This is a genomic window from Pseudomonas sp. GM_Psu_1, assembly GCF_026544185.1.
GTDB lineage: Bacteria > Pseudomonadota > Gammaproteobacteria > Pseudomonadales > Pseudomonadaceae > Chryseomonas > Chryseomonas oryzihabitans.
The window spans coordinates 227,094-252,037 of the sequence record NZ_JALNUX010000005.1; the positions used below are offsets into that span (position 1 = coordinate 227,094).

Below are 24,944 nucleotides of genomic sequence, written 5' to 3' on the forward strand. Positions count from 1 at the left end.
GAAGAAAGGCTTGCTATTCCAACTGGAGCCTAGGTACCTGCGTCTTCCTGACCGGGCCACACTAATCATTCCAGGCGGACGGGGATTCGACCTCACGCCACGCCAGGGAACCTTGCTCTGGAACGCTAGACCTGTAAATCCACAAAAGCGAAGCGATAATTCCGAATCGTCATATGATTTTCAGGAACCAAGAAAGTTCCGCGCAATTCGAAATTCGAGGCTTCATGCGGGCTCAAATGACCAGCCTGCAGCATCTTAGTTGAACAATAGCTGAAAATTGTGAGGTCTTTCAGCTTATTCGGACGAACGCGAACGCCCGGTCAGGCACTGACCGGGCGCTGAGGAGAAGGGAGGAAGGCGTTATTCGGCTCCGGCGCCCGCCAGCCAGAGCGGGGTCCGGCCACAGCTCTTCTCGATGGCCGCCATGCGCGCCGCATGGGCATCGAGATCGGCGCTGCTGGCGTTGATCACGCGCGTGCGCTGGCGATCGGCCGGCAGCCGCCGGATCGGCATGACGTAGTTGCCATCGCCATTGCCTTCCTGGCCGTGCGCGGCCAGGGACAGGCTGGTCTGGCCACCGGTCATGGCCAGGTAGACGTCGGCGAGGATCTCGGCGTCCAGCAGGGCGCCGTGCAGCTCGCGGTTGGAGTTGTCTACGCCATAGCGCTTGCAGAGCGCATCCAGGCTGTTTCGCTGCCCGGGATGCCGACCGCGGGCCATGACCAGGGTGTCGAGCACCGAGCAGTGCTGGGTGATGTCGGCCCGCTCGGGATGGGCGCCCAGCCGGGCGAACTCCATGTTGATGAAGCCCACGTCGAAGGGCGCGTTGTGGATGACCAGTTCGGCGCCTTCGATGAATTCGAAGAAGCTGTCGGCGATCTCGGCGAAGCGCGGCTTGTCGGCCACGTATTCGTCGGTGATGCCGTGGACCGCGATGGCGCCTTCGTCGATCTGCCGATCCGGATTGAGATAGACATGGAAGTGCCGCCCGGTCAGCCGCCGGCCAATGACCTCCACCCCACCGATCTCGATGATTCGATGGCCATCGGTCACCGGCATGCCGGTGGTTTCGGTATCCAGAACTACGTATCTCATCGCTAACCTCTTGGCTGGTTACGCCTTGGCGGCCTGCTTGGCCTGCCGGACTTCATCGACACCGCGGTTGGCCAACTGGTCGGCCCGCTCGTTCTCGGGATGGCCGGTATGGCCGCGCACCCAGCGCCACTCGACCTGATGGCGCTGAACCTGCTCGTCCAGGGCCTGCCACAATTCGGCATTCTTCACCGGCTGGCGCGCGGCGGTCTGCCAGCCGCGCTTCTTCCAGTTCACCAGCCACTGGGTGATGCCCTTCATCACGTACTCGGAGTCGGTGGTCAGGCGGATCTGGCAGGGGCGCTTGAGCGCCGCCAGCGCCTGGATGGCCGCCATCAGCTCCATGCGGTTGTTGGTGGTGTTGGCTTCACCACCCCAGAGCTCGCGCTCCGCACCCTTGAATTTCAGCAAGGCACCCCAGCCGCCCGGGCCGGGATTACCCTTGCAGGCGCCGTCGGTAAAGACCTCGACGATATCGTCACTCATTGGATTCACTCGATTCGCGGCGGCTGATCTTGGCCACCGGCATGGGCACCAGCTTGCCACGCGGTTCCTTGCGCGCCTGGGGAACGGGGCGCAGGCCGAACATCAGCTTGCGCGCCGACAGCAGATAGAAGCCCGCCCCCGCCGCCTGTTCGCAGTTGGGTTCGGCCTCGCCCTGCTCCATCCAGGCCAGCCGCTGCTGCCACTTGGGGGATGAAAGCGGCGGACGATAACACCCGAAGCGACGTTTCTCCAGCGCGAAGCCCAGTACCGAGAGCCAGTCGCCGACCCGGCTGGGGCCAAAGCAACGGGCCTTGCGCAGGGCATCCCGGGCCAGGTAGTGGCGCATGCCCCAGAGGCTCCAGGGGTTGATGCCCACCACCACCAGGTGGCCGCCCGGGCGCACGCTCAGAGCCGCTTCGCGCAACAGCCGATGGGGCGCCAGGGAGAAATCGAGACCGTGCTGCAGCAGGACCACGTCGGCGGCGTGCTCACCCAGCGGCCAGGCGCCCTCCTCGCAGACGATGTCGACATCCCCCAGCGGCGGACCGATGCGCACCGCATGGCGGAGCTGGCCGCAATTGGCCGGCGCCTCGGGGTGCGGACCGTAATGGATCAGATAGCTGCCAAAGTGACGCTTGAGCTCTTCGTCGATCAGCACCCGCTCCTGCTCCAGCAGCAACTGGCCCAGCGGGCCGGCCAGCCATTCCCGTGCCGAGCTCATCAATTTCAGCCAGCGCGGATCGACCTGGGCGGAGAATTCATCGTGCATCGTCTGGTCCTCTCATACTGAAGCCTAAGCCCTTCCACCGACTGCTACCCTAGGGGCCAGCCGTCCGACCAGAGAGCCCATCCATGTTCGACATCCTTCCGCTGCCCGCTTTCAACGATAACTACATCTGGCTGATCAAGGACGCCGCGACAAGACAGGCGGTCGTGGTCGATCCCGGCGATGCCGCCCCCGTCCTGGCCTGGCTCGACGCCCATCCGGACTGGCGCCTCTCCGACATCCTGATCACCCACCATCATAACGACCACACCGGTGGCATCGCCGCCCTGAAGCAGCGCAGCGGCGCCCGGGTCAGCGCGCCAGCCGACGAACGCATCGCCGCGGTCGATCTGCCGCTCACCGACGGCCAGCAACTGGAGGTGCTGGGTACGCGCTTCGAAGTCCTGCGCGTGCCTGGCCATACCGCCGGCCATATCGCCTTCCATGTCCCTGGCGAGCGGCCCCTGCTGTTCAGCGGCGATACCCTCTTCTCGGCCGGCTGTGGCCGCCTCTTCGAAGGCACGCCCAGCCAGATGCTCGGCTCGCTGCAGCGCCTGGCCGAGTTGCCGGACGCCACCGAAATCTACTGTGGCCATGAATACACCCTGAACAACCTGCGTTTCGCCGAGGCAGTGGAGCCGGACAATGTCGCGGTCCGGGAGGCCCTGGCCGAGACCCGGCGACTCAGGAACGCCGAGCGCCCCACCCTGCCCTCCAGCCTGGGCCGCGAACGCCAGATCAACCCCTTCCTGAGAACCGGCGAAAGCAGCGTGCGCCAACGCCTGCAGGAAGAACGCGCGGTGCCGGCCGAGGCGTCGGAGGATACCTATTTCGCCGCCTTGCGCGGCTGGAAGGACACGTTCTGACACCTATTGCCCAGATCCTGCCAGAGCGCTGAAACCCAGGGTTTTCGGTCGTCGTACAGGTCACAGGCCAAGGGGTTGTTCCTTGACCCCCCGGGATGCGGTTCCTAGAATCGCCCATCCTTCAGCTCCCGGAAAGCCCAGACCGATGCCGCCAGCGACGCCGAAAACCCGCGAAATAGACGTGCTGGCCACCTCCTTCAAAGTCTCGGCGCTCTGCCTCGCCGTCTTCCTCGCCGGCTGTCAGAGCAATCAGCAGCCCGACAATCGTGCCTACCAGGCCGATCTGCACATGACGCCCAGCAAGATCCAGCGCCCGCCGGAATGGCTGCGCAAGGCGCCGACCGCGGCAGCGACCAGTGGCGACATCTGGGACCGGGTACGGGACGGCTATCAGTTGCAGGGCGCCGGCGACAACGGCACCAACCCGCGCATCGATCGCCAGCGCCTCTGGTACGCCAGCCACGAAGCCGCCCTCGCGCAGTCCTGCAGTCGTGGTGCGCCCTATCTGCATTACATCGTCGAGCGCCTGGAAGAGCGCAACATGCCGCTGGAACTGGCCCTGCTGCCGGTGGTGGAAAGCTCCTTCAACCCCAATGCCCTCTCACGCAGCGCCGCCTCCGGGCTGTGGCAGTTCATCCCCACTACGGGCAAGTACTTCAATCTGCGCCAGACCCGCTTCTATGACGGTCGCCGCGACATCACCGCCTCGACCAATGCCGCCCTGGATTACCTGAGCAAGCTGCACGACATGTTCGGCGGCGACTGGCTGCTGGCGCTGGCCGCCTACAACGCCGGCGAAGGCACGGTCAGCCGCGCCATCGAGCGCAACCAGTCGCTGGGCCTGCCCACCGACTACTGGAATCTGTCGTCGCTGCCGCCGGAAACCCAGGACTACGTGCCCAAGCTGCTCGCCGTCTCCCAGATCGTGCGCAACCCGGACGCTTACGGCCTGGCCCTGGAATCCATCCCGGACGAGCCCTACTTCGAAGTGGTGGACATCAAGCAGCACCTGGACCTGGCCCGGGTGGCCGAGCTTGCGGACCTGGATGCAAACGAACTCTATCGCCTGAATCCCGCCTACACCCAGCGCGTCACCATGGACGGCCCCAAGCACCTGCTGGTGCCGGCGGAAAAGGCCAAGCGCCTGGTTGCGACCCTGCCCAACATCACCCCCGACGCCGTGGTGCAGTGGCAGGAATACCGGGTGCGCCGCGGCGATACCATGCGCAGCGTGGCCAAGCGCAATCGCGTGAGCGTCGAGCAGCTCGCCGCCCTCAACAAGCTCAGCAGCAGCAGCCGCCTGTCCGCAGGCCGGGAATTGATGATCCCGCGGCGCGAGACCGGCAAGACCACCACCCCGCTGGAAACCATCGCCGTGGCCGAAGAGCCCGTGGTGCGCACCTACAAGGTGCGGACCGGCGACAGCCTCTGGTCCATCGCCCGGGCCAACGAGGTGGAACTGGCCGACCTCAAGCGCTGGAACGATCTCGGCAAGCGCGGCCTCAAGGTCGGCGAGACCCTGAAGCTGCACGGCACGGGCAGCAGCACCGCCACCGCCGTGGCGATGCCGGCGTCCTATACCGTCAAGACCACCCAGGCCGCCGCCAAGACGACCAAGACCGCCAAGGCCGCGCCCACCTACTACCGGGTCAAGGCCGGCGATTCGCTCTACCAGATCGCCAAGCGCTACAACATCGGCGTGCAGGCGCTGCAGGACTGGAATCCGCGCATCGCCTCCGCCCTGACCCCCGGTCAGACCCTGACGCTGTTCCTCAACTGAGGCGCGACCGCTCACTGCAGCGGTCAACCAGCGCTTTTGTCCCGGGTATCGACCTGCTACCTTACCGCCCCACCCGTGCCTGACCCCTAGCGGAGTCAGGCCAAGATCTCGCTCTGACCTGCACAGAGCCCTGCCCAACCCGGACCTCAGCCCAAGGCTGCTGCCCGGGAATCAACACAGAAGAGGAAAAAACCATGGGATTTCTCGCCGGTAAGCGCGTTCTCATCGTCGGCGTCGCCAGCAAGCTGTCCATCGCCTCCGGCATCGCCGCGGCCATGCACCGCGAAGGCGCCGAGCTGGCCTTCACCTACCAGAACGAGAAGCTCAAGGGTCGCGTCGAAGAATTCGCCGCGGGCTGGGGTTCCAATCCCGAGCTGTGCTTCCCCTGCGACGTTGCCGACGACGCCCAGATCGAAGCCGTGTTCGCCGAGCTGGCGAAGAAGTGGGATGGTCTGGACTGCATCGTCCACTCGGTCGGCTTCGCCCCGGGCGACCAGCTGGACGGCGACTTCACCGCCGTGACCACCCGTGACGGCTTCAAGATCGCCCACGACATCAGCGCCTACAGCTTTGTCGCCCTGGCCAAGGCCGGTCGCGAGATGATGCGCGGCCGTAACGGCAGCCTGCTGACCCTGTCCTACCTGGGCGCCGAGCGCACCATGCCCAACTACAACGTCATGGGCATGGCCAAGGCCAGCCTCGAGGCCGGTGTCCGTTACCTGGCCGGCAGCCTCGGCCCGGAAGGCACCCGCGTCAACGCCGTGTCCGCCGGTCCCATCCGCACTCTGGCCGCCTCGGGCATCAAGAGCTTCCGCAAGATGCTGGCCGCCAACGAGCGTCAGACGCCCCTGCGTCGCAATGTGACCATCGACGAAGTCGGCAATGCCGGCGCCTTCCTCTGCTCCGACCTGGCGTCGGGCATCAGCGGCGAGATCCTCTACGTCGACGGTGGCTTCAACACCACCGCCATGGGTCAGCTGAACGACGACGAGTGATCGCGGCAGCTACCTGATCACTGCGAAGGGCCGGCAATTTGCCGGCCCTTTTGCGTTCAGGTATCGCTACGCACCTGGGCGTGGCTGATCAGCGCGAAGATCAGGCTACCGCCGACGATGTTACCGGCCAAGGTCGGTCCGGCAAAGGTCAGCAGGAAATCGCTCCAGCTCGCCTCACCTGCGAAGACCAGATAGGCCACCTCGACGCTACCCACCACGATGTGGGTGAAGTCACCCAGGGCCATCAGGTAGGTGATGAGCACGATGATCCAGATCCTGGCGTTCTCTGCTGCTGGCAGCATCCAGACCATGGTAGCGATCATCCAGCCCGACACTATGCCCTTGGCAAACATCGCCGAGGCGTCGTTCTCCATGACATGGGTGCCGATTTCCAGAAATTTCGCGTCGGTCTTGGCGTCGAACAGCGGCAGGTGGAGTACCACATAGGCCACCAAGATGGTACCGATCAGGTTGCCCACCAACACGATGCTCCACAGCCTGGCCAGACGGCCAAAGTTGTGCAGCGTTGGTTCGCTCATCACCGGCAGGACTGCCGTAAGCGTGTTTTCGGTGAAGAGCTGCTGACGAGCCAGGATCACCGCCAGAAAGCCGGCCGAATAGCCAAAGCTGGCAATAACCTTGCTGTAGCCACCCTCGGGGAGGTTGGCATTGAGCAATCCCATCGCCATCAACGACAGGCCCATGGTCAAACCGGCCGCTAGTGCCGACCAGAACAACGCCGCGATCGTCCGCTCCAGTTCATGATCACCCTGGGTGCGGATGATCTCGTGGAGAACCACCGCGCGAGGCAGCTGACTCTCGCCGACATCCTCCTCTTCTTCACGACTCAGCTCCGGATCTTCCGGAGTGGATTCCTGGGTCTGTCGAGGTTCTTCGCCCTGCTCCTGGTCTCTCTTCATCAGACGGCCTGCTCGTCCCAGAGAAGCTCATCGTTCTCGCCGATTTCCGTCACCCGATTGAGCGCGGCATCAGCGGCTTCTTCCGCCTCGGAGGCCAGATCGAAATGCCGTTCGGTGGCGACCTTGTGAAAGGTCGGGCGGGCGTCATCGCGCCGCGCCTTGACGGCGATGACCGCTTCAAAACCCTGTTCAGCCGGAACGGCAGACGAGATCGCTTCGTGATGATCGAAATGCTTGATAGCCATGGACGCCGATGTCTCCAACCTGAGGCGACCGGACTGGTCGCACCTGATCAATAGACTGCCCAGGCAGGAAAACGATCTGTGGCTATAGCGAGGATCAGGCGCCGAGCAGCTTCTGCACCTGGAGGTGGAGACGCTCGAGCGAGAAAGGCTTGGTCAGCAGCGGGACCTTGCCCAGCAACGGCGAACCGGTGTCGATGATTTCGGCGGGATAGCCGCTGATGAAGAGGACCTTGAGGTCGGGGCGCAGCTTGAGCGCCGGCTCGGCGATCATCACGCCGGACACGTCGTCGGGCAGACGAAAATCGGTGATCAGCAGATCCAGCCGTGGCCGCCCGGCCAGGATCCGGAAGGCTTCGAGCGACGAGGGGGCTTGCAGGACGGTGTAGCCCAGTTCGGAAAGATAATCCGCAAGAATCATCAAAATCTGCGGCTCATCCTCGACGACCAGGACAACCTTGCTCTGTTCCGCACTCACCATCTGACCCCTGTACCCACACGCTCGGCTCCCTTGGACACAAGGGGCCTGTAAAGTTCCATTCTAGACGCAGGTTCAGGGTCGCCGGCGGTGCCAGCGACCCTTCGACCTTACTGCTGTTGCTTCTGGCCCTGCTCGTTGAGCGTGGTCTTGCCAGCACCGGTAGCGGCGCCTGCGCCTTCACCGGTCTTCTGACCCGCCGGGGTGCCCATACCGGCGCTGTTGGCCTTCGGCGGATTGCCTGCACCTTCGGTGGCGAAGGCAGCGCCACTGGCGGCGATCAGACCAGCAAACATCAGGGCAGAGATTTTCTTCGCGTTCATGGTAGGACTCCGGGTTGATTGGACACTGTTTAGGCAGGCCAAGCGCCGATTCGTTCTCTACCGGATGCCAGAGGCGATGTAACGGGATACTAAAGACAGTCTGGCGGGTGTGCCAGCGCCGAGCGGGCGTGCCAGAGGCCCTGCCGCCGCCTGGAGGAGTGCCGCACGGCGGGTAGTAGTCAGGCTATTGCGGCATGGGTGACCGAGTCAAAGATGCAGCGGGAGGCGTCGCGCCGTTCTCGCCCAGGCTCGGCGGGAACGGCGCGAAGTTGCCAGGTCAGACGGCGAATTCCCGCACCACGCGATTCAGTCCGGTGGCGAGCTTGGAGACCTCGGCGCTGGCGCTGGCGGTCTGGGTGGCTCCGGTCGCGCTCTGGGTCGCCAGGTCGCGGATGCTTGTGATGTTGCGATCGATTTCGCGGGCCACCTGGGCCTGCTCCTCGGCGGCGGTGGCAATGACCGCATTGCGGTCGTTGATCTGGGAGATGGATGCGGCGATCTGTTCCAGGGACACATTGGCCAACTGGGCGACCGAGGTGGACTCGCCCGCCAGTTGCTGACTTTCGGCCATGGCCTTTACGGCCAGCGACGAATCGCTCTGGATGGCGCCGATCATCTGCTCGATCTCGCGAGTCGACTGCTGGGTACGATGGGCCAGCGCCCGTACCTCGTCGGCGACCACGGCGAAGCCACGGCCCTGCTCGCCCGCCCGGGCCGCCTCGATGGCGGCGTTCAGCGCCAGCAGATTGGTCTGCTCGGCGATGCCGCGAATGACCTCGACCACGGCGTTGATGTCCTGGGCACGGGAGGACAGGGCCTGGATCTGCTCGCTGGTACTGGCCACGTTCTGCGCCAGTGCCTCGATCGACTGGACCGTGCAGGTGACCTTGTCCAGGCCATCGCTGGTCAGGGTCTGGGTATGCAGCGAGGTGCTGGCCGCATCGGCGGCGTTGCGCGCGACCTCCTCCACCGCCGAACTCATCTCGGTCACGGCGCTGGCAGCCTGATTGACCTCGTCGTTCTGCCGCACATAACCGCGCCCGGCTTCATCGATCACCGCGGTCATTTCTTCCGCTGCGGACGCCAGCTGGGTCGAGCTGTCGGCGATATGGGAAACGGTGTCGCGCAGATTGCCCTGCATCTGGGCCAGCGCCTGCAACATCCCCGCAGCCTCGTCACGACCGACCACGGTGATGCGCTCGGTGAGGTCCTTGCGCGCGATCCGCTGGGCGATGCGCAGGGCTTCGCCCACCGGCAGGGTGATGCTGCGGATCAGCAGCGCGGCCAGCACGACGGTGGCCGCTATGGTCAGGCCGATCAGCCCATAGACCCAGAGCAGGCCGTTGGCATAGGTGGCGCCGGCCGCCTGCCCAGCGGCCTTGGCACCGCGCTCGTTGAAAGCGTTTAGCTCGGCGATGGTCTTTTCCAGCGCGTTGGTGAGCGGACGGATCGAGGTGTTGATCAGGGCGATGGCGCCTTCGTTGTCGCCCGCGCGCAGCTTGGGTTCGAAGGTATCCAGCAGTGTCCGGTAGCTTTCGGCGCCCTTGACCACGGCGGCGTACAGCTGGCGATCTTCAGCGTCGGCCACGGTCCTTTCGTAGTCCTTGACCGCGGTGAAGAAGGCCTCGCGATAGCCAGGGAAGGCCGCGACGGTCTGGGCCCGCAGCTGCGGATCCGGCGTGGTGGTGGCCCTGAGGCTTTCCAGGCGCAGCCGCAGCAATCCGCCACTCATCTTCGCCGCCAGCTGGTTGCCCGGCAGCCAGTTGGTCTCCACCTCCTGTTCCGCATCGTACAGCTTGCCCATCTGCACCACGGCGACGCCGCCGAGGGCGAAGACGATCAGGACGATCACGGAAAAGAACAGCACGGCGCGGGGCGCGACGTTCAGGCTGCGAAGATTCATGGGTGGGTATCCCTGATAAAATGACTATTAGGGATATCGGCGCAGCGGTGCCCCCTTAAGCCAGGGGCGACGGACGGCCGCGAACCGCTTGCCAGCGGTTGCGGCGTCCATTTGGAGGACGGTAGCGTCAGAGCAATTGCAGCGGATAGTCGAGAATGACCCGTAGCTGATTGACCGAACCGCCGGTGGACGGCGAGCCGCGGTGCCAGGCCTGGCGGACCCGGATCGACAGCCCCTTGACCGCGCCCGACTGCAGCACGTAGCGACCCTCCAGGTCGACTTCGTGCTCGTGGTCGTCGGCGCCATAGAGCCCGCGATAGGCACTGTTGGCCGGCAGATCACGGCCATCGATACCACTGCCCTCAAGGTAGCGGGTCATGAGGCTGAGGCCGGGCACGCCGAGCGTCTTGAAGTTGAGATCGTAGCGCGCCTGCCAGGAGCGCTCGCCCGGGGCATTGAAATCGGAGAGCATGACGGCGTTGGCCAGGAAGATACCGCCGCCGAGGCGGTCGTTGTCGCCCAGGGCCACATAGTCGAACGGCGTATCACCATGGATCTGCTGCCAGCCCAGGGTGAAGGTGTGCGGCCCCTGGCTGAAGGCGGTGGCCAGGCTATAGGAGGTATTGTCGATGGGACCCGCCTTGGCCGCTCCGGTATCCCGCGTACGATAGAGATTCGCATCGAAGGTCAGCGCCTGGGTGCCGGACAGCGCCTTCACCAGATTCAGGTTGCCGTAGTACTGGTTCCAGATGTCATCCAGCTGCGCCGCATAGAGCGACAGGCTGACGCCCTTGACCGGGCTGTACTTGCCACCGGCGAAATCGATGTGATCGGCGCGCTGCCGTGCGTATCCGGCCCAGAGATCCCCGTTGCGGTTGGTGCTGACCTGATCGGTGGAAGAGGTGAAATGCCCTGCCTCCAGCAACAGATCCGTCACGTCGTTACTGAGCAGGCTCCAACCCGTGGCGGTCTGCGGCAGCAGGCGACTGGTGCTGATGGCGAACACCGGCGCCGTGGGCGCCTGTTGCCCATAGCGCACCACGGTATTGCCCAGACGCAGCTTCAGCGCAGCGCCGGCACGGGAATATTCGTCAGCCGGCTCGTTCCCGGCATGGACGGGCAAGTTACCGGTGCCACGGCGCCCCGGGCCGGCATCGAGCTTGAGGCCCAGGTAACCGAAGGCATCGACCCCGACCCCCACCGGGCCCGGCGTGAACCCTGACTGATAGTCCAGCAGGAAACCCTGAGTCCAGTCTTCCTGGTTCGCCCGTCCGTTGGCGCGGTCACTGTTGAAGTAGAAGTTGCGTACCGTCAGCACCAGTTTGCTGTCGTCAACCAAGCCCTCGGCGAAGGCTGCCTTGCAGCCAAGCAGCAGCGTACAGCCGCCCACGACCCCAAGCGTCCAGGGGCCGAAGAATCGGCTGAAACTGGTCAAAGGGCTATTGGATATAGCTCCTTTCTGATAACGCGAGCTTTGCATAACTTCCCCTATTCATTGTCGGCGACTACTAGTGGTTGAAGACGCGCAGCCAGACGCGCGCCGGAAAGCAGAGCCGCACCGGCGTGGCTTGATATGCGCGTTGAAGAGAGTCCGCACTCCCCAGTACGGACTCTGAAATCAGGTCATGGCGCTGGCGAATCGACTACCAGAAAGAAAAGACTGCGGATATAAGAATCATCAGTTCCTTAGCGCCAAAAAGCGGAGTTGCAGGCTGACTTATTCAAGCCTTCGCTAGAACTTGAGGCCCTTGCCAAACTGGGCCACATAAACTTTCGTACTCTTGCCCAACCAAGGGTGTAGAAATCAGTCGTCACATGAACTTCATTGCTAGAGCGTTCTCTTGTACGAACACCGCCTTGCAGTCGATTGGCAACAGGGGCATGTCTACACGGGATGCATAATGCTGCTTTTTCTTTTCAGCATGAGTCAAGTAATAAGGCGCTCTTTCACTCAAAATTCAAATTTGGAAATTTGAGACACCAAGGCTTTTAGCGCCAACAGCCGCTGACAACCAACTAGCACTGACGATAAAAAGCGGACGTATTATAAGAATGCCTTAATTGAACAGCGGAAACTTACGAACTTCGCAGTGGACGCCCCAACCAAACAAAGGTCGACGAAAAACCTAGATCAAGTCGCCCAGTGGTTGTGCCGCCAACCGAGATTCCGCTCAAACTGACCCAAAGCGCATTACCGGCAACTTGCAATAAAGTAATACCAAGTTGAATCTGCGGCGCTCGAAGCAGGGTGTGGCCACCTCCTGCCCGCTACCCAGGGCTGTTAGCCACGGCCGTTGCACGCAACACGCGACTGTGGCCGCCGGGTGTCAGGAGGCGCTCTTGGCTGGGAGGGTGAAGCCGGCGCCGAGGGATGCCGGCGAAAACCCTATTCCTGAGCGGTGGAGACCACCTCCATCACCCTGGAACGGGATTGCCGATCCACCAGACTCCGCGCAAGCGCCGGATCTGCCAGATGGATACGCCGATCGGCGACGGCATTCACCAGGTCCTCGTCATGGCTGACCAGGAGGATGGCGGTTCCAGATTCATCGGCGGTTTCAACCAGCAGCTCGATCATCTCCTTCTGGGTGATGAGATCCAGCCGCGAGCTGGGTTCGTCGGCAAAGATCAGCGCCGGATCGAGCAGGAGCACCCGCAGCAGGGAAAAGCGCTGCAGCTCACCGCCGGAAATGTTGCCGGGCAGTCGATCCAGCAGGCGCTCGTCGAGGCGCAGGCGCTGCATCAGCCGACCGATGCGCGTCGCATCCAGCCGATGCAGTCGCACCAGATCCGTTAGCAGTTGGCGGATGGTCACCGAAGGCGCGAAGGCGGCCACCGGATCCTGGTGCAGCTTCTGAAAGGCGAAGCGACCGAGCCCCGGCTGACGGCGGATCGTCCCGGCGCCGGGTGTGGCCAGGCCGAGCAGGATGTCGCCCAGGGTCGACTTGCCACAGCCCGACGGCCCGGTCACGCCGAGGATTTCCCCGGGCCGGACGGTAAAGGACAACTCCTCGAACAGCTGCCTGCCACCGCGCTGGGCGGCGAGCCCTTCCACCGCGACCACGGCTTCGCCGGTAAGGGGCCGCGACGGACGTCTTGGCCACCGCGCGGGATCGGCGGCCAGCAGCTGGCGGGTATAGGCATGCTGCGGCTGGCCCAGCACCTGCTCGGCCGGACCGGCTTCGATGACCCGTCCCTTGAGCATGATCATCACCTCGCCACCCAGCCGGCGCGCCACTTCCAGGTCGTGGGTGATGATGAGCAGGCTGCCGCCTTCGGCGAGCATGGCCTTGAGCAGGTCGATGACCTCGTCGATGCGGTCGCGATCCAGCCCCTTGGTGGGCTCGTCGGCGATCAGCACCGGCGAGCCGCCGGCATGGGTGGCGGCGAAGGCCAGGCGCTGGGCCATGCCCCCGGACAGCTGGAAGGGATACTTGCGCTCGGCGCCGGCCAGGCCCAGCCGCGCCAGATCCGCGCTGGCCCTGTCGCGGGCTTCGGTCCGACCGATGCCCACCACCTGGGTATAGGTCTCGGCGACCTGGGACAGCGCCCGCATGGTCGGGTCCAGGCTTAGCCAGGGCTCCTGGGGCAGCACCGCGAGCCCCCTGCCCCAATGCGTCCGGCGACCGCTCTGGCGGCCTTCTTCGCTGAAGCCGTCCGCCAGGCCTATCTGCCCGTGGGCCTCTAGCCCCGCTGGCAGATTGCCGACGACGCCCTGGGCGAACAGGCTCTTGCCCGAGCCGGTCTCGCCGATGATCGACAACACCTGACCCGGCGCCAGGCGGATGGACAGCGGTTCCACCAGCTGGGTATCAGCGGTACGGATCTCCAGCGCCGTGGTGGTGAGCAAGGCGGTCATGGCTTGCGGCCTCCGGTGATGAGCAGCAGCGACAGCACGGTCAGGAAGATCGCCAGGATCGGCAGGGCGATCACCCGCGGTGCCTCGGCGTAATAGGGCAGCAACTCGGTGATCATCAGCCCTAGCTCGGCGGTGGGCGGGCGTACGCCGATGCTGACGAAGCCCAGAGCGGCGATGGCCATGATGGTCGAAGCCGCGCCAAAGGCGGCGATGGTCAGGAGTACCGGCGCCAGCTGCGGCCAGAGATGGCGGCGGACGATGTAGACGGGACCGAAGCCCAGCAGCCCGCTGGCGGCCACCGCCGGCGAGGCCAGCACGGTGCGCGCCAGCGCCCGGGTCATGCGGAAGTACTCCACCCAGAGCACCAGGGCAACGGCGCTGTAGAGGGCGACGAAGGAGCCGGGAAACACCGCGACGATCAGCAGCACCAGCAGCAGGCCCGGCAGGGCCAGGAACAGCTCGGCCAGGCCGCCCAGCAGCTTGTCGACCAGCCCGCCCTTCCAGGCGGCCAGGATGCCCAGCAGCACGCCGGGAATGGCGGCGGTGCAGACGCTGATGAAAGCCAGGCCCAGCGAGAAGCGGACGGCGACCGCCAGCCGCGCCAGCATGTCGCGACCCAGGTGATCGGTGCCTAGCGGATAGGCGCTGCTGGGCGCCGCGAGGATCGCCTCATAGTCCTGGCGGGCGATGTCGCCCGGCCAGAGCAGCGGCGTGAGGATGGCGAAGGCAATCAGGGCCGCCAGCAGACCCAGGCCGAGCCCACGCGCGGAGGATTTGACCGGAGGCGCCGCCGAAGCGACGGTAGCGTCGAGATTCATGAGGCTCTCCCACGCGGATCGATCAGGTGGTTGGCAAGATCGACCAGGGTATTGAGGATGACGAACAGCAGCCCCATCGCCAGGGCGGTGCCCTGCACCATGGGCACGTCGCGCTGGACGATGGCGTGGACCAGGCCGTGGCCGATGCCCGGCCAGGCGAACAGCGTCTCCACCACCACCACGCCTTCGATGAGATACACCAGCTGCACGCCCAGGTAGGTCACCACCGGCACGCCGATATTGCGCAGGCCATGGCGGAGGAAGACGCCAGCGCCTCTCAGGCCCTTGAGGCGGCCGAAGCGGTAGTAGGCGGATGCGGCCACCTCCACCGTGGCATCTCGGGCGACCCGCGACGACACCGCGGCCAGTCCCAGCGCCAGGGTCAGCGTGGGCAGGACGCTGTGCCAGAAGGTACCGTGGCCGGCCGCCGGAAACAGTTGCCAGGAGATGGCGAACAGCAGCACGAAGATCACGCCCAGGACGAATTGCGGCAGTGCGCGGATCGCCGTGGTCAGCACCAGCAGGCCGCGGTCCAGCAGGCCGCCCGGGCGCAGACCGGCCATCACGCCCAGCGGCGGACCCAGCAGCAGCGACAGGCACACGGCGCCGATGGCCAAACGGATGGAGCTGCCCAGTTCGTGGGCGACGACGTCCATCACCGGCTTGCCGGAGACCAGCGAATGACCGAGATCCAGGGTCAGCAGATCGCCGATCCAGGCGAAGAAACGCCACAGCAACGGTTGATCCAGATTCAGCTCGGCCCGCACCGCCTCGGCCGCGGCGGTATCCACCAGGTCATAGCCGTAGCGTCCGGCGGCGATGCGGTAGGCGGCATCGCCCGGCAGCAGGTTCATGAACAGGAAGGTGAGACCGCCAACCAGCAGGGCGACCAGGACCGCCTGCAGCAGGCGAAAGGCGAGCAGCCGGGTCATTGGGCCCACCGCAGCGTGCTCAGGCCAAAGGTACGCTCGAAGGGATCGATGGCAGCGCCTTCGACGGCATTGGAGACGGCCATCGTCTGGCGGTACCAGGCCACCGGAATCACCGGCAGATCCTTTTGCACCTGGGCCATGGCGGCATAGCGCTGGCGCTGTTGCTCGGCCGGATCATCACTGGCCAGCAGCGTGGCCAGGGCCTGGTCGAAGGCCGGGTTCTGCCAGCCCAGCGGCCCCCATTCGGCGCCGCCATGGCTGAAGTCATTGAGCAAAGTGACCAGGGGATCCGGCACCAAGGCGAAGTTGCGGCCATAGAGCGCCAGTTGCAGCGACCCATCGTTGTGCGCGGCCGGGATGGCGCTGGAGTTCTGCACCGCGACCTCTACGTCCACACCCACCTCGCGCAACTGCGCCTGCAGGGCGGTGGCGATCAGCGGCAGCTCGGGTCTATCAGAGTAGGTCAGCAGCTTGAGCCTGAGTGGCGTGCCGTCCTTTTGCAGGATGCCATCGGCGCCGGGGGTCCAGCCCTGCCCCGCCAGCAGCTTGCGTGACGCCGCCGGATCGTAGGCGAGCGGCGCCAGCGCGGGGTCGTGCCAGGCGGGCACGTTCTTCGCGAACAACTGGGTCGCCCCGGTACCCGGCGCCCGCAACACGGCGGCAGCGACGCCGTCGCGCTGGATGGCCAGGCTGAGCGCCTGCCGGACCTCGACCGGCGCCGTGGCACCAGCGCCGGAGTTCGGGGTCAGCAACACCACCCGCGGGACTGGCTCGATCAGCACCTTTAGGCTGCTGGAGCGCTTGAGGCGGGCGATGCTGGGCGGGTCGAGCTGGAACACCAGCTCGGCATCGCCGCTCTCGGCCATCAGGGTGCGGGTCTCACCGCGGCCGGCGGCCAGGTAGGTTGTCCGGGCGATCTCCGGCTTGGCGCCCCAGTAGCCTTCGAAACGTTCGGCGGCCAGGCGCTGCGGCGGTTCCAGCAGGGTCAGCCGGTACGGCCCCGTGCCGATGATCTTCTGCACCTTGCCTTCGGCGTCATAGGCGGCCGGCGCCAGGATATTGGTGGAGGAATGCGCCAGCAGTGCCAGCAGGGGCTTGAAGGGTTTCGCCAGCCGGATCACCACTTCGTTGCCCTCGGCGATGACCGACTCGATGCCCGCCTGCTTGAGCACCCCCGGCTTGCCCCGCGCCGCATCGAGGGCAGCCGCCGCGGCCTTGGCCGTGAGCGCGCTGCCGTCATGGAATTTCACCCCCTGGCGCAGGGCGAGTCGCCAGGTCAGGCCATCCGCCGATTCGGTCCAGCGCTCTGCCAGTCCGGGAATCGGCTTACCCTGGGCATCGGCTTCGAGCAGGGTCTCGGTGATCTGCATGCGCTGGAAGACGAAACCGGAAATCGACGGGTCCAGCCCACCGATCTCGAAAGGGCCGACTACGTCGAAGACGCGTTCTTCAGCGCTGGACAGCGGTGGCACGAAGGCGACTAGGGTCGCCAGGGCCGAAGCGGTCAGCACCAGGCGAAGGGAGCGGGATACAGGCATGACAGTCCTTAGCAGAGCGAAAGCGCCGATACCCGCCGCCGATAGCTGGGCATCGGCCAAGCCAATGAAGTCGCACGTTATATCATAACGTTTTCGTGAGAATCCAAGGCCAGCTGGTGATGGCAACATCTTGAAACAGCTGGAGAATTTGCTGAGGAGCTTCGTCAGAGAGCGACGCGGAATTCACCTGGCCGAAGGCTCGCGTGAGCGCCATTGGAGGCATGCGGAGTCGTGCAGGAAGTCGAGTGCCGTCTGAGTGCATGGACCGGACGGCCCCTGGCCGCCCTGCCCTGCGCTGCCAATCTTTGCTCAGGCGGCCACGTTCAAGGTGCTGCCCGCGACAGTGCTGCTGCCGTTGCTGCCGATGCTCTGGTACTGGCGCAACACCGCCTGGACCAGTTGCGTGTAGGGGCTCGACGCGTCCTGAGTGCTGGAATCGGCCTCGCTGTCCCCTTGCCCGCTCGCCCCCTGCGGTGGCGGTGGCGGCGGCATGCGCGGAGGCGCTGAACCGCCCAGGCCGGCGATGCTGGAATCGCTGGATTCTTCGGTGCCCCTCTGCCCCAGGGGTCCACCCGGCGGCGGCGCGAAGGCCGAGGCGAATTCGCTTTCGCCGACGCTGCCATCGCCATCCTGGTCGAGCATGCCGAGCAGCTTGTCGACGTCGATATCCCCGCTCTCGTCGGTATCCGTCTGGGTATCGCTCGCCGCGCTGGCGGCGGTGGTGAGTTCGCTCTTGCTGATGGAGCCGTCGCCATCGCTGTCGAGCTTGCCGAACAGCCTCTTCAACGGATTACCATCTTCGCTGCCGCTGACGCTACTGCCGGACGCTGTCGCGCCAGTGCCTTTGATCGCGCTGGCACTGCTGTAGTAGCTGGAGTAGCCACTGCCTATTCCGCTGATCATGGATGTCTCTCCCGGGAAATGCGGACATCAGTGTTCCGCGCCTCCCAGTATCCGCCGGGTAGATGTCGGCCGTTTGGTCACTTTGTATGCCGGGCGATACATCAGGGGCGGGGCAGCACCACCTGGCAGGTCAGGCCGCCGCCGGGGGTTTCGCCGAGGGTCAGCTCGCCGCCCATGTGCGCCGCCGCTTCCCGGGCGATGGCCAGCCCCAGTCCGGTCCCACCGGAGGATCGGTTGCGCGAGCCCTCCAGGCGATAAAAGGGTTCGAACACCGCTTCCCGATATTGGGCTGGTATCCCAGGCCCGCGGTCGAGGATGGAGATGATCAGCCGCTCCGGCTGCTCGCTCAGGCGGATCTCCGCCTGGCCGGCGTAGCGCAGGGCATTCTGCAGCAGATTGCCCAGGCAGGAGCGCAGCGCCATGGGCGCCACCTTCAGCGGCTGGCAGCTGCCCTGGACAGCGACCTGGGCGCCCTCCTCGGCCGCGTCTTCGGCCATGGCCTCGACCAGCGCCTGGACGTCGCAGAGGATGGGGCGCTCCTGGCGGTGCTGTTCGCGCAGGTACCTCAGGGTGCCGTCGAGCAACTCGATCATGTCGTCCACGTCCTGGCTGACCCGGGCGTGCAGGCGCGGATCGTCGATGTCCTCGATGCGCAGCTTCACCCGCGCCAGGGGCGTGCGCAGGTCATGGGAGATGGCCGTGAGCATGCGCCCGCGCTGCTGGAGCTGTTCGAGCAGATGCTGGTGCATGCGATTGAGCGCCCGTGCGGCCTCGCGGGTCTCCCAAGGCCCGGTGACGGGAATGGGCGAACCGTCGAGGTTGTGACTCAGGTGCTCGGCGGTCTCGGTCAGCTGGCGCAGCGGCCGGGTCAACAGGCGCGCCCCGAGCCAGGCGGCGATCACCAGCGAGCCCAGCTGGAAGATCAGCGGGCCGCCGAGAAACCACTCGATGTGCCGCCACACGCCGGGTTCCCGGTGCGGGAAAGGCCCGGGCGGAGGTGGCCGATCGAAGCCGGCCTCGCCCTCCATGGGCGGCGGCGGGGGCGGCGGTCGCTCGCCGAGGCCATGCCGAAACCAGAAAAAGGCCAGCAGATGGCCCAGCAGGATGGCCAGCAGAAAGACCCCGAACAGGCGGGCGAACAGGGTATCCAGGCGGCGCACGGCTAGTGCCCTATCTGCCTGGCATCGAACAGATAGCCTTCGCCGCGCACGGTCTTGATCAACTGCGGCGCCCGCGGGTCATCACCCAGCTTGCTGCGCAACCGCGACACCTGTAGATCGATGCTGCGATCGAAAGCCTCGATCGCCCGCCCGCGGGTCGCATCGAGCAGTTGCTCGCGGCTCAGCACCTGGCGCGGCTGCTCGATGAACACCCACAGCAGCCGTACCTCGGCATTGGACAGGGGCACCATCACCCCGGCCGGCGAATGCAGCTGGTGCAGGACGCCGTCGAGCTTCCAGCCATCGAAGCTGACACTGGTCCGCGGCGCCTTGCGCTGGGGCACGCGGCCATCCTGGGTCCGCCGCAGCACCGACTGGATCCGCGCCACCAGCTCCCGGGGCTCGAAAGGTTTGGCCATATAGTCGTCGGCGCCCAGCTCCAGGCCGATGATGCGATCCGCCGGCTCGCACTGGGCGGTCAGCATCAGGATGGGAATGCCGCTGTCGCGCCGCAGCGAACGACAGAGGGAAAGCCCATCCTCTCCCGGCAGCATCAGATCCAGCACCACCAGGTCGAAGGCCTCCTCCGCCAGCGCCCGGCGCATCTCCAGGCCATCACCCACCCCGCGGGCGTTGATGCTGAAGCGCGCCAGATAGCCGCAGATCAACTCGCGGATCGCCGGATCGTCATCCACCAGCAGGATGCGCGAGGTCCAGCGCGGGGATTCGGATGACAGAGACATCGGGGGTACCTGAACAGTCGGACGATCTGGACGTGCATGCTAGCCGCTCAGCCTGCAGGGCAGCTACGGCCTGGCATGTAGGCTTGTGTAAAGGTGGTCAAGAGCCGGATACCCTGGGTCCGTACTCGAAGCTGCCACCCATCCAGTATGCGTTACAGACAGCTTGGCCTTTCTGCTCGACCTATGATGGATCGGGCCGACTCAAGCTGAAACGCCCGTCTGGCGCGGCTTCTAGAGCCTCCCGTTTGGCTTCGTAGCAAATTTGTAGCACTGACCTCTCCAAGTCCCTCTTTTTCGCCCTCTTCTACCCTCCATTCCAGCCTGCTAGTCGACACCTCAGCCAATGCTTAAACGCCAGACCGTGAGCGTCTGTGAACGTGCGGGTGCGTAAGAGCGAGCGACGGACGTTTATCGCGCTAATTGGGTGCCATCCCCGATTTATGTTCAGGCCAGGGGATATCGTTATTTCTGTTCCCGCTTTCTCTAATGCCCTTGGAGCCCTTGTGCTGTGCGGCTTCCAGCGATTGGTCTTACTGTTCCAGCTGCGTAATTTCACCGTTCCCCAGTAACAAACCTCACTATTACGATTAAAAAAAAATTAAATCCATGAAAATCAGATACTTATAAAACGGGAACGCTGGCGGGAACAGTGCCGTAACAGTAGCCCACAAAGGCTGCAGGCCAGGCGTGGCGCGGGTTGTAGCGAGTTGGATGGGCTCAGGAACGGCGGTAACAGCGCCCCAGCCCTCTCTGGAATTTCCGCCGTATTTCAAGCCGATCTCGCTTGAACGAAGCGCGCCTGGTAAGCGCAGACTGTCCGTATTCATAGGCCTACCAAACAGGTGCTTAAGTGCAAAGCAGTAGAACGAAGGCCTACGTCAAAGGCTTTTTCCCATGGCATTACCAGGTCGACCTTTCAGTACAGGAGTCAAGCCTTGGAGCCATCCGGATCAGCGTCACGGACAAGACCCGAAATCGATCCGCTTACCTTTCAACGAGCGCAAGGGAGGTGCTGGACATCAGCTCGATGTGCCTGCTGGCCGCGGACCTTGAGAACGAACTGGATCAGCAATAAAAGCCATTGGTGGTGCAGGGATCCGCAGGTGTACTTAGCTGGCCGTGATCATGTCCCGCCCTAGTGGTGGCGCTGGCCGGCGCCTGGTGCAGGGCTGCAGAAAAAGCGACCCATTTAGCCCGCAGGCGTGGCGGGGGGACGACGGCGCGCGCAGCCCCGCATCGCTCACCCAACTTGGCGGATCATTCATCTTCCGCGGACTCTTTGCAGGCTCGGTTCAGCGCAGACCTATTTCATCCTTTTGGCCGATTGATTCGCTGGTACTTACCCTCCCGACCGGTCGCTGGTTGCTCATCGGACCGATGGTGATAGTGGCCACTGAACGTAAGATTAGGACCGACCTCCCATGCCTGAGGCCATTCTGGCCTCCTCGAGAGGTAGCCCGATGATTATCGAAATGCGTAGCTGGGCCCGAATAGGGCCGCCAGGCGTAAGCCCTCGCACAACCGTTCCACTGTCGGTGCTTCAGAGCTCCATCAACAGTCTTCACTTGGCCAACCAGTCGCGGAAGGAGCAGCTCAAGCAATTATCGGCACAGGCCGTCGAGCCCGATCCTACTGAACCGACAAGTCCCGACGACCTTGGTGTTCCAGGAAGGACGGATGCAGATGAAGATGAAGATGTCGATGTGGGTGAAGTCGATGACCAAGCCGGTGCAGGCGACCCTTTGAACCGCTGATACGAAACCCCTGGCGGCCCTTCGGCCAGGTCTTTGCCGTTCCTCTCTTGGCTGGCAACGAAACTTATCCAGCGCCGCGAAGATGCAATGGTCTATGCCTGTACGGCGGTGGTGCGATGCCAATAGCGGCAATCATCTGGCCCCTAATGGGGCATCCGAGGAAAAAATATGTCCTTCTTCCTGAGCGGTATCGGCAACCTGCAGGTCCTGTTGGACAATTGTCTGCAACGCGAGCACGACTATTTCAGTCAGCCTGCAGGACACCGTCGCTGCCCTGATCCGTTCGTTTTCGTGCGCGCCGCAATCATCTACCGCAAGCGGCAGGACACAGGTGGCGAAAGGGCAATCTGCGAGCGATGGGATCTCATCCTTCAGGATTTTGAGCGTCAGGCGCAGACGGTAGAAACGGCCAGAGGTGATGACGCTCTGGGTCTGCAACTGCGTAACCGCAAGCAGCGACTTGAGCGACGCGATGCGAGGCAGTTGCGATTAATGCTGGAGCAACGTGAGCCTGTCTGAGCGTTTGGTTCAGATTGATAAATCCGAGCGGGTAAAATCATTATCGCGACAGACTAGATCCTTGCAAAGATCTTAGTCTCTAGTGTTGAGCAACTCATACTGCCGGAAGCGGATCACCTCCTCCCCCAGCCAATCATTGACCTGAGCCAGCCGCGCCTGCAGCGGCTCCAGTTCGTTGGCGGCGCACACTTCCGCTGCCTCCTTAATCGAGCCAAATCCACCCGCGTTCTGAGGCACGGTGCCCATCAGCTGCGGAGGGATTCGCAGGCCAGCGAGCATGTCATCGCGCGTGATGCCCTTGATCGAGTTGAACTCGTCCTTCGCCGCCACCTCGCTGACCGGGATCAACTGGATGCCGTCCTTCTTGCCGTTGGGCGCGTAGACGAAGAGGTTGCGGAAGTTGCCCGGGCCCTTGGCCGAGCGCAATGCGGTGCGCAGGGAGTCGATGTCTTCCTCCTTCTGCGCCGCGTCGGTCATGTAAAAGATGAAGCCGGTGTGGTTGCCGTTGTATTAGTACGCGCGGCGGAACAGCGTAGCCGACTCGCTCTGCAGTGCCGGCTGCATAGCGGCGGCGGACTGCGTGAGCGATGTCCCGTACAAGATTGGCAGTGATCAAAACGAACTTGTGCATACCACGTCGAAGGATGCCAACCACGACTTTAGGCCTACCGTCGAAGCCTGGGCTTTCCTGATAGACTCAGCCTTGAACTTCCGCATGCTGCGGACCCGGACCGCGACGCCCATTCCGCCTTCTTTTGGCTACGAACCGCCAGCGGTCTCCTTCCGATTCAACTCATGCTCCTTGCGCTTGCGACCTTTGCAGCTACCGCTTTACCGAAGCGACTGCAAGGTAGTGAACAGGCTCCACACAGACGTACCGAGATGCTTGCCGAAACCGCCTCAAACCCAGCAACCACGCGCCCTGAGCCTTCCCGCCGCTTTTCCGTGGCGCCCATGATGGACTGGACGGATCGTCACTGCCGCTATTTCCATCGCCTGCTGTCCCAGCACGCCCTGCTCTATACCGAGATGGTCACCACCGGCGCCCTGCTGCATGGCGACGCCCAGAGATTCCTGCGTCATGACGAAACCGAGCATCCCCTGGCGCTGCAGCTGGGGGGCAGCGTGCCGGCCGAGCTGGCGGCCGCGGCGCGGCTGGGTGAGCAGGCGGGGTATGACGAGATCAATCTGAATGTCGGCTGCCCCAGCGACCGGGTGCAGAACAACATGATCGGCGCCTGCCTGATGGCCTATCCCGAGCGGGTGGCCGACAGCGTCAAGGCGATGCGCGATGCCGTGGCCATTCCGGTGACGGTCAAGCACCGCATCGGCATCTCCGGGCGGGACAGCTACGACGCCCTGCGGGATTTCGTCGGCCAGGTCGCCGAGGCCGGTTGCCGCAGCTTCACCGTGCATGCGCGCATCGCCATCCTCGAAGGGCTGTCGCCCAAGCAGAATCGCGAGATCCCGCCGCTGCGCTACGACGTGGCTGCGCAGCTGGTACAGGATTTTCCGGATCTCGAGTTCATCCTGAATGGCGGCATCAAGACCCTGGACACCTGCCGCGAGCAGCTGGAGGTGTTCGACGGGGTGATGCTGGGTCGCGAGGCCTATCAGAATCCCTACCTGCTGGCCGAGGTGGACGCGGCGCTCTACGGCTGCGACCGTCCGCAACAGACCCGCCACGACGTCATGCTGCAGTTGCGGCCCTATGTCGAGGCGCACCTGCAACAGGGTGGTCTCATTCACCATGTCACTCGCCATATCCTGGGCCTGGCGCAGGGGTTCCCCGGCGCGCGGCGCTTCCGTCAACTGCTGTCCACCGATCTGCATCGCAGCCCTGAACCGCTGCGCCTGTATGACGAGGCCACTGAACTTCTCAGGGGCCACTGAGTCACGTCTCCACGATGTCCATTCGCTAACCGAAGGAAAGACCTGCCATGAGCAAGCTGGAACAACTCAAGCAATACACCACGGTCGTCGCCGATACCGGCGATCTGGACGCCATCGCCCGCCTCAAGCCCTACGACGCCACCACCAACCCCTCGCTGCTGCTCAAGGCCGCTGCCCTGCCCCGCTACGAAGAACACCTGCAGGCCGCCTTCAGCGGCGCCAATGGTGACATCGGCCTGGCCTGCGATCGCTTCGCCGTCGCCGTCGGTGGCGAGATCCTCAAGCTGATCCCTGGTCGCATCTCCACCGAGGTGGACGCGCGCCTGTCCTTCGACACCAGCGCCACCCTGGATCGCGCCCACCGCCTGATCGAGCTGTACGAGAAGGCCGGCATCGGCAAGGATCGCGTGCTGATCAAGATCGCCTCCACCTGGGAAGGCATCCGCGCCGCCGAGCAACTGGAGAAGGAAGGCATCCAGACCAACCTGACCCTGCTGTTCTCCTTCGCCCAGGCCGCCGCGTGCGCCGACGCCGGCGTGTTCCTGATCTCGCCCTTCGTCGGTCGCATCTACGACTGGTACAAGAAGGCCGAAGGCCGTGACTACGAAGGCGCCGAAGATCCGGGCGTGAAGTCCGTGACCCGCATCTACCAGTACTACAAGGCCAATGGCTACGACACCGTGGTGATGGGTGCCAGCTTCCGCAACCTGAACCAGATCGAGCAGTTGGCCGGCTGCGACCGCCTGACCATCAGCCCCGAGTTGCTGCAGCAGCTGTCGGAAGCCCAGGGCGACCTGCCGCGCGTGCTGACCGCCGACAGCAAGGGCGGTGAGCCCAAGCAGCAGCTGAACGAGGCGGCCTTCCGCTGGGCGCACAACGAAGACGCCATGGCCACCGAAAAGCTTGCCGAAGGCATTCGCCAGTTCGCGCGCGATCAGGAAAAGCTGGAAGTGCTGCTGCCCGGCAAGCGCTAA

23 protein-coding genes and 1 pseudogene are annotated in these 24,944 nt (G+C 64.4%); 6 read left to right on the top strand and 18 right to left on the bottom strand.

Annotated features, from left to right (window positions below):
• Window positions 1-360 precede the first annotated feature (360 nt).
• The 3 genes from dnaQ to OXS31_RS10625 are packed head-to-tail and all read right to left on the bottom strand — an operon-like array spanning window position 361 to window position 2,347.
• Entirely contained in the window at window positions 361-1,095 is a 735-nt protein-coding gene (gene dnaQ, locus OXS31_RS10615; RefSeq protein ID WP_027599364.1) for a DNA polymerase III subunit epsilon, read from the bottom strand.
• A gap of 18 nt (window positions 1,096-1,113) precedes the next feature.
• Window positions 1,114-1,578: a ribonuclease HI gene (gene rnhA / locus OXS31_RS10620; RefSeq protein WP_007161713.1), complete on the bottom strand. Its 465-nt coding sequence runs from the start codon at window positions 1,576-1,578 to the stop codon at window positions 1,114-1,116.
• The gene (locus OXS31_RS10625; protein WP_007161712.1) at window positions 1,571-2,347 is read right to left on the bottom strand and encodes a methyltransferase domain-containing protein; all 777 of its coding nucleotides are present in this window, start codon (window positions 2,345-2,347) and stop codon (window positions 1,571-1,573) included. Before OXS31_RS10625 ends, rnhA begins: the two co-directional genes overlap by 8 nt.
• A gap of 83 nt (window positions 2,348-2,430) precedes the next feature.
• On the opposite strand from OXS31_RS10625, the gene gloB reads away from it, so the two are divergent.
• The 3 genes from gloB to fabI all read left to right on the top strand — a co-directional run bounded on the left by gloB (window position 2,431) and on the right by fabI (window position 5,985).
• Window positions 2,431-3,210 carry a hydroxyacylglutathione hydrolase gene (gene gloB, locus OXS31_RS10630; protein WP_267398918.1) on the top strand — a complete coding sequence of 260 codons (780 nt, stop codon included), beginning with the start codon at window positions 2,431-2,433 and terminating at the stop codon, window positions 3,208-3,210.
• Window positions 3,211-3,355: 145 nt separating this feature from the next.
• Window positions 3,356-4,990: a lytic transglycosylase domain-containing protein gene (locus OXS31_RS10635; protein ID WP_027599366.1), complete on the top strand. Its 1,635-nt coding sequence runs from the start codon at window positions 3,356-3,358 to the stop codon at window positions 4,988-4,990.
• A 194-nt stretch (window positions 4,991-5,184) separates the two neighbouring features.
• Window positions 5,185-5,985, top strand: a complete 801-nt coding sequence (gene fabI / locus OXS31_RS10640; RefSeq protein WP_027599367.1) for an enoyl-ACP reductase FabI — start codon at window positions 5,185-5,187, stop codon at window positions 5,983-5,985.
• Between the two features lie 56 nt (window positions 5,986-6,041).
• Here fabI and OXS31_RS10645 read toward each other — a convergent pair whose 3' ends face one another.
• The 14 genes from OXS31_RS10645 to OXS31_RS10710 all read right to left on the bottom strand — a co-directional run bounded on the left by OXS31_RS10645 (window position 6,042) and on the right by OXS31_RS10710 (window position 20,631).
• Window positions 6,042-6,905, bottom strand: a complete 864-nt coding sequence (locus OXS31_RS10645; protein WP_037007038.1) for a formate/nitrite transporter family protein — start codon at window positions 6,903-6,905, stop codon at window positions 6,042-6,044.
• On the bottom strand, window positions 6,905-7,150 hold the full coding sequence (locus tag OXS31_RS10650; protein WP_027599369.1) for a hypothetical protein: 246 nt from the start codon (window positions 7,148-7,150) through the stop codon (window positions 6,905-6,907). Before OXS31_RS10650 ends, OXS31_RS10645 begins: the two co-directional genes overlap by 1 nt.
• Before the next feature lie 94 nt (window positions 7,151-7,244).
• Complete coding sequence (locus tag OXS31_RS10655) at window positions 7,245-7,625, bottom strand: response regulator (protein ID WP_007161706.1); 381 nt, start codon at window positions 7,623-7,625, stop codon at window positions 7,245-7,247.
• 110 nt (window positions 7,626-7,735) lie between these two features.
• A complete protein-coding gene (locus tag OXS31_RS10660) occupies window positions 7,736-7,948 on the bottom strand; it encodes a hypothetical protein (protein WP_037007037.1) in 213 nt (70 codons plus the stop codon).
• Window positions 7,949-8,225: 277 nt separating this feature from the next.
• On the bottom strand, window positions 8,226-9,851 hold the full coding sequence (locus OXS31_RS10665) for a methyl-accepting chemotaxis protein (protein ID WP_267398920.1): 1,626 nt from the start codon (window positions 9,849-9,851) through the stop codon (window positions 8,226-8,228).
• 127 nt (window positions 9,852-9,978) lie between these two features.
• Window positions 9,979-11,241 (bottom strand): OprD family porin, encoded by a 1,263-nt coding sequence (locus OXS31_RS10670; protein ID WP_267398921.1) that lies wholly within the window; start codon window positions 11,239-11,241, stop codon window positions 9,979-9,981.
• Between the two features lie 996 nt (window positions 11,242-12,237).
• Window positions 12,238-13,710 (bottom strand): ATP-binding cassette domain-containing protein, encoded by a 1,473-nt coding sequence (locus OXS31_RS10675; RefSeq protein WP_267398922.1) that lies wholly within the window; start codon window positions 13,708-13,710, stop codon window positions 12,238-12,240.
• Window positions 13,707-14,528, bottom strand: coding sequence for an ABC transporter permease (locus tag OXS31_RS10680; protein WP_267398923.1), 822 nt, complete (start codon window positions 14,526-14,528; stop codon window positions 13,707-13,709). Before OXS31_RS10680 ends, OXS31_RS10675 begins: the two co-directional genes overlap by 4 nt.
• Entirely contained in the window at window positions 14,525-15,460 is a 936-nt protein-coding gene (locus tag OXS31_RS10685) for an ABC transporter permease (protein WP_074583715.1), read from the bottom strand. The genes OXS31_RS10680 and OXS31_RS10685 overlap by 4 nt, the downstream gene beginning before the upstream one ends.
• Window positions 15,457-16,998, bottom strand: a complete 1,542-nt coding sequence (locus tag OXS31_RS10690; protein ID WP_267398924.1) for an ABC transporter substrate-binding protein — start codon at window positions 16,996-16,998, stop codon at window positions 15,457-15,459. Before OXS31_RS10690 ends, OXS31_RS10685 begins: the two co-directional genes overlap by 4 nt.
• 309 nt (window positions 16,999-17,307) lie before the next feature.
• The gene (locus tag OXS31_RS10695) at window positions 17,308-17,901 is read right to left on the bottom strand and encodes an EF-hand domain-containing protein (RefSeq protein ID WP_267398925.1); all 594 of its coding nucleotides are present in this window, start codon (window positions 17,899-17,901) and stop codon (window positions 17,308-17,310) included.
• 101 nt (window positions 17,902-18,002) lie between these two features.
• Window positions 18,003-19,061 carry an ATP-binding protein gene (locus OXS31_RS10700; RefSeq protein ID WP_027599378.1) on the bottom strand — a complete coding sequence of 353 codons (1,059 nt, stop codon included), beginning with the start codon at window positions 19,059-19,061 and terminating at the stop codon, window positions 18,003-18,005.
• A gap of 2 nt (window positions 19,062-19,063) precedes the next feature.
• Window positions 19,064-19,804, bottom strand: coding sequence for a response regulator (locus OXS31_RS10705; RefSeq protein WP_027599379.1), 741 nt, complete (start codon window positions 19,802-19,804; stop codon window positions 19,064-19,066).
• A gap of 587 nt (window positions 19,805-20,391) precedes the next feature.
• On the bottom strand, window positions 20,392-20,631 hold the full coding sequence (locus tag OXS31_RS10710) for a hypothetical protein (RefSeq protein ID WP_267398926.1): 240 nt from the start codon (window positions 20,629-20,631) through the stop codon (window positions 20,392-20,394).
• 1,095 nt (window positions 20,632-21,726) lie between these two features.
• Between OXS31_RS10710 and OXS31_RS10715 the strand changes: the two genes are divergently transcribed.
• The gene (locus OXS31_RS10715) at window positions 21,727-22,077 is read left to right on the top strand and encodes a hypothetical protein (protein WP_044343193.1); all 351 of its coding nucleotides are present in this window, start codon (window positions 21,727-21,729) and stop codon (window positions 22,075-22,077) included.
• A gap of 72 nt (window positions 22,078-22,149) precedes the next feature.
• On the opposite strand, the pseudogene OXS31_RS10720 reads toward OXS31_RS10715, so the two are convergent.
• Window positions 22,150-22,647: pseudogene (locus tag OXS31_RS10720) on the bottom strand (Presumed portal vertex protein); the annotation flags it as partial.
• 312 nt (window positions 22,648-22,959) lie between these two features.
• On the opposite strand from OXS31_RS10720, the gene dusA reads away from it, so the two are divergent.
• Together dusA and tal are read left to right on the top strand one after the other, a co-directional pair.
• Window positions 22,960-23,970 carry a tRNA dihydrouridine(20/20a) synthase DusA gene (gene dusA, locus OXS31_RS10725; RefSeq protein WP_074582425.1) on the top strand — a complete coding sequence of 337 codons (1,011 nt, stop codon included), beginning with the start codon at window positions 22,960-22,962 and terminating at the stop codon, window positions 23,968-23,970.
• A 47-nt stretch (window positions 23,971-24,017) separates the two neighbouring features.
• The gene (tal, locus tag OXS31_RS10730) at window positions 24,018-24,944 is read left to right on the top strand and encodes a transaldolase (protein ID WP_027599427.1); all 927 of its coding nucleotides are present in this window, start codon (window positions 24,018-24,020) and stop codon (window positions 24,942-24,944) included.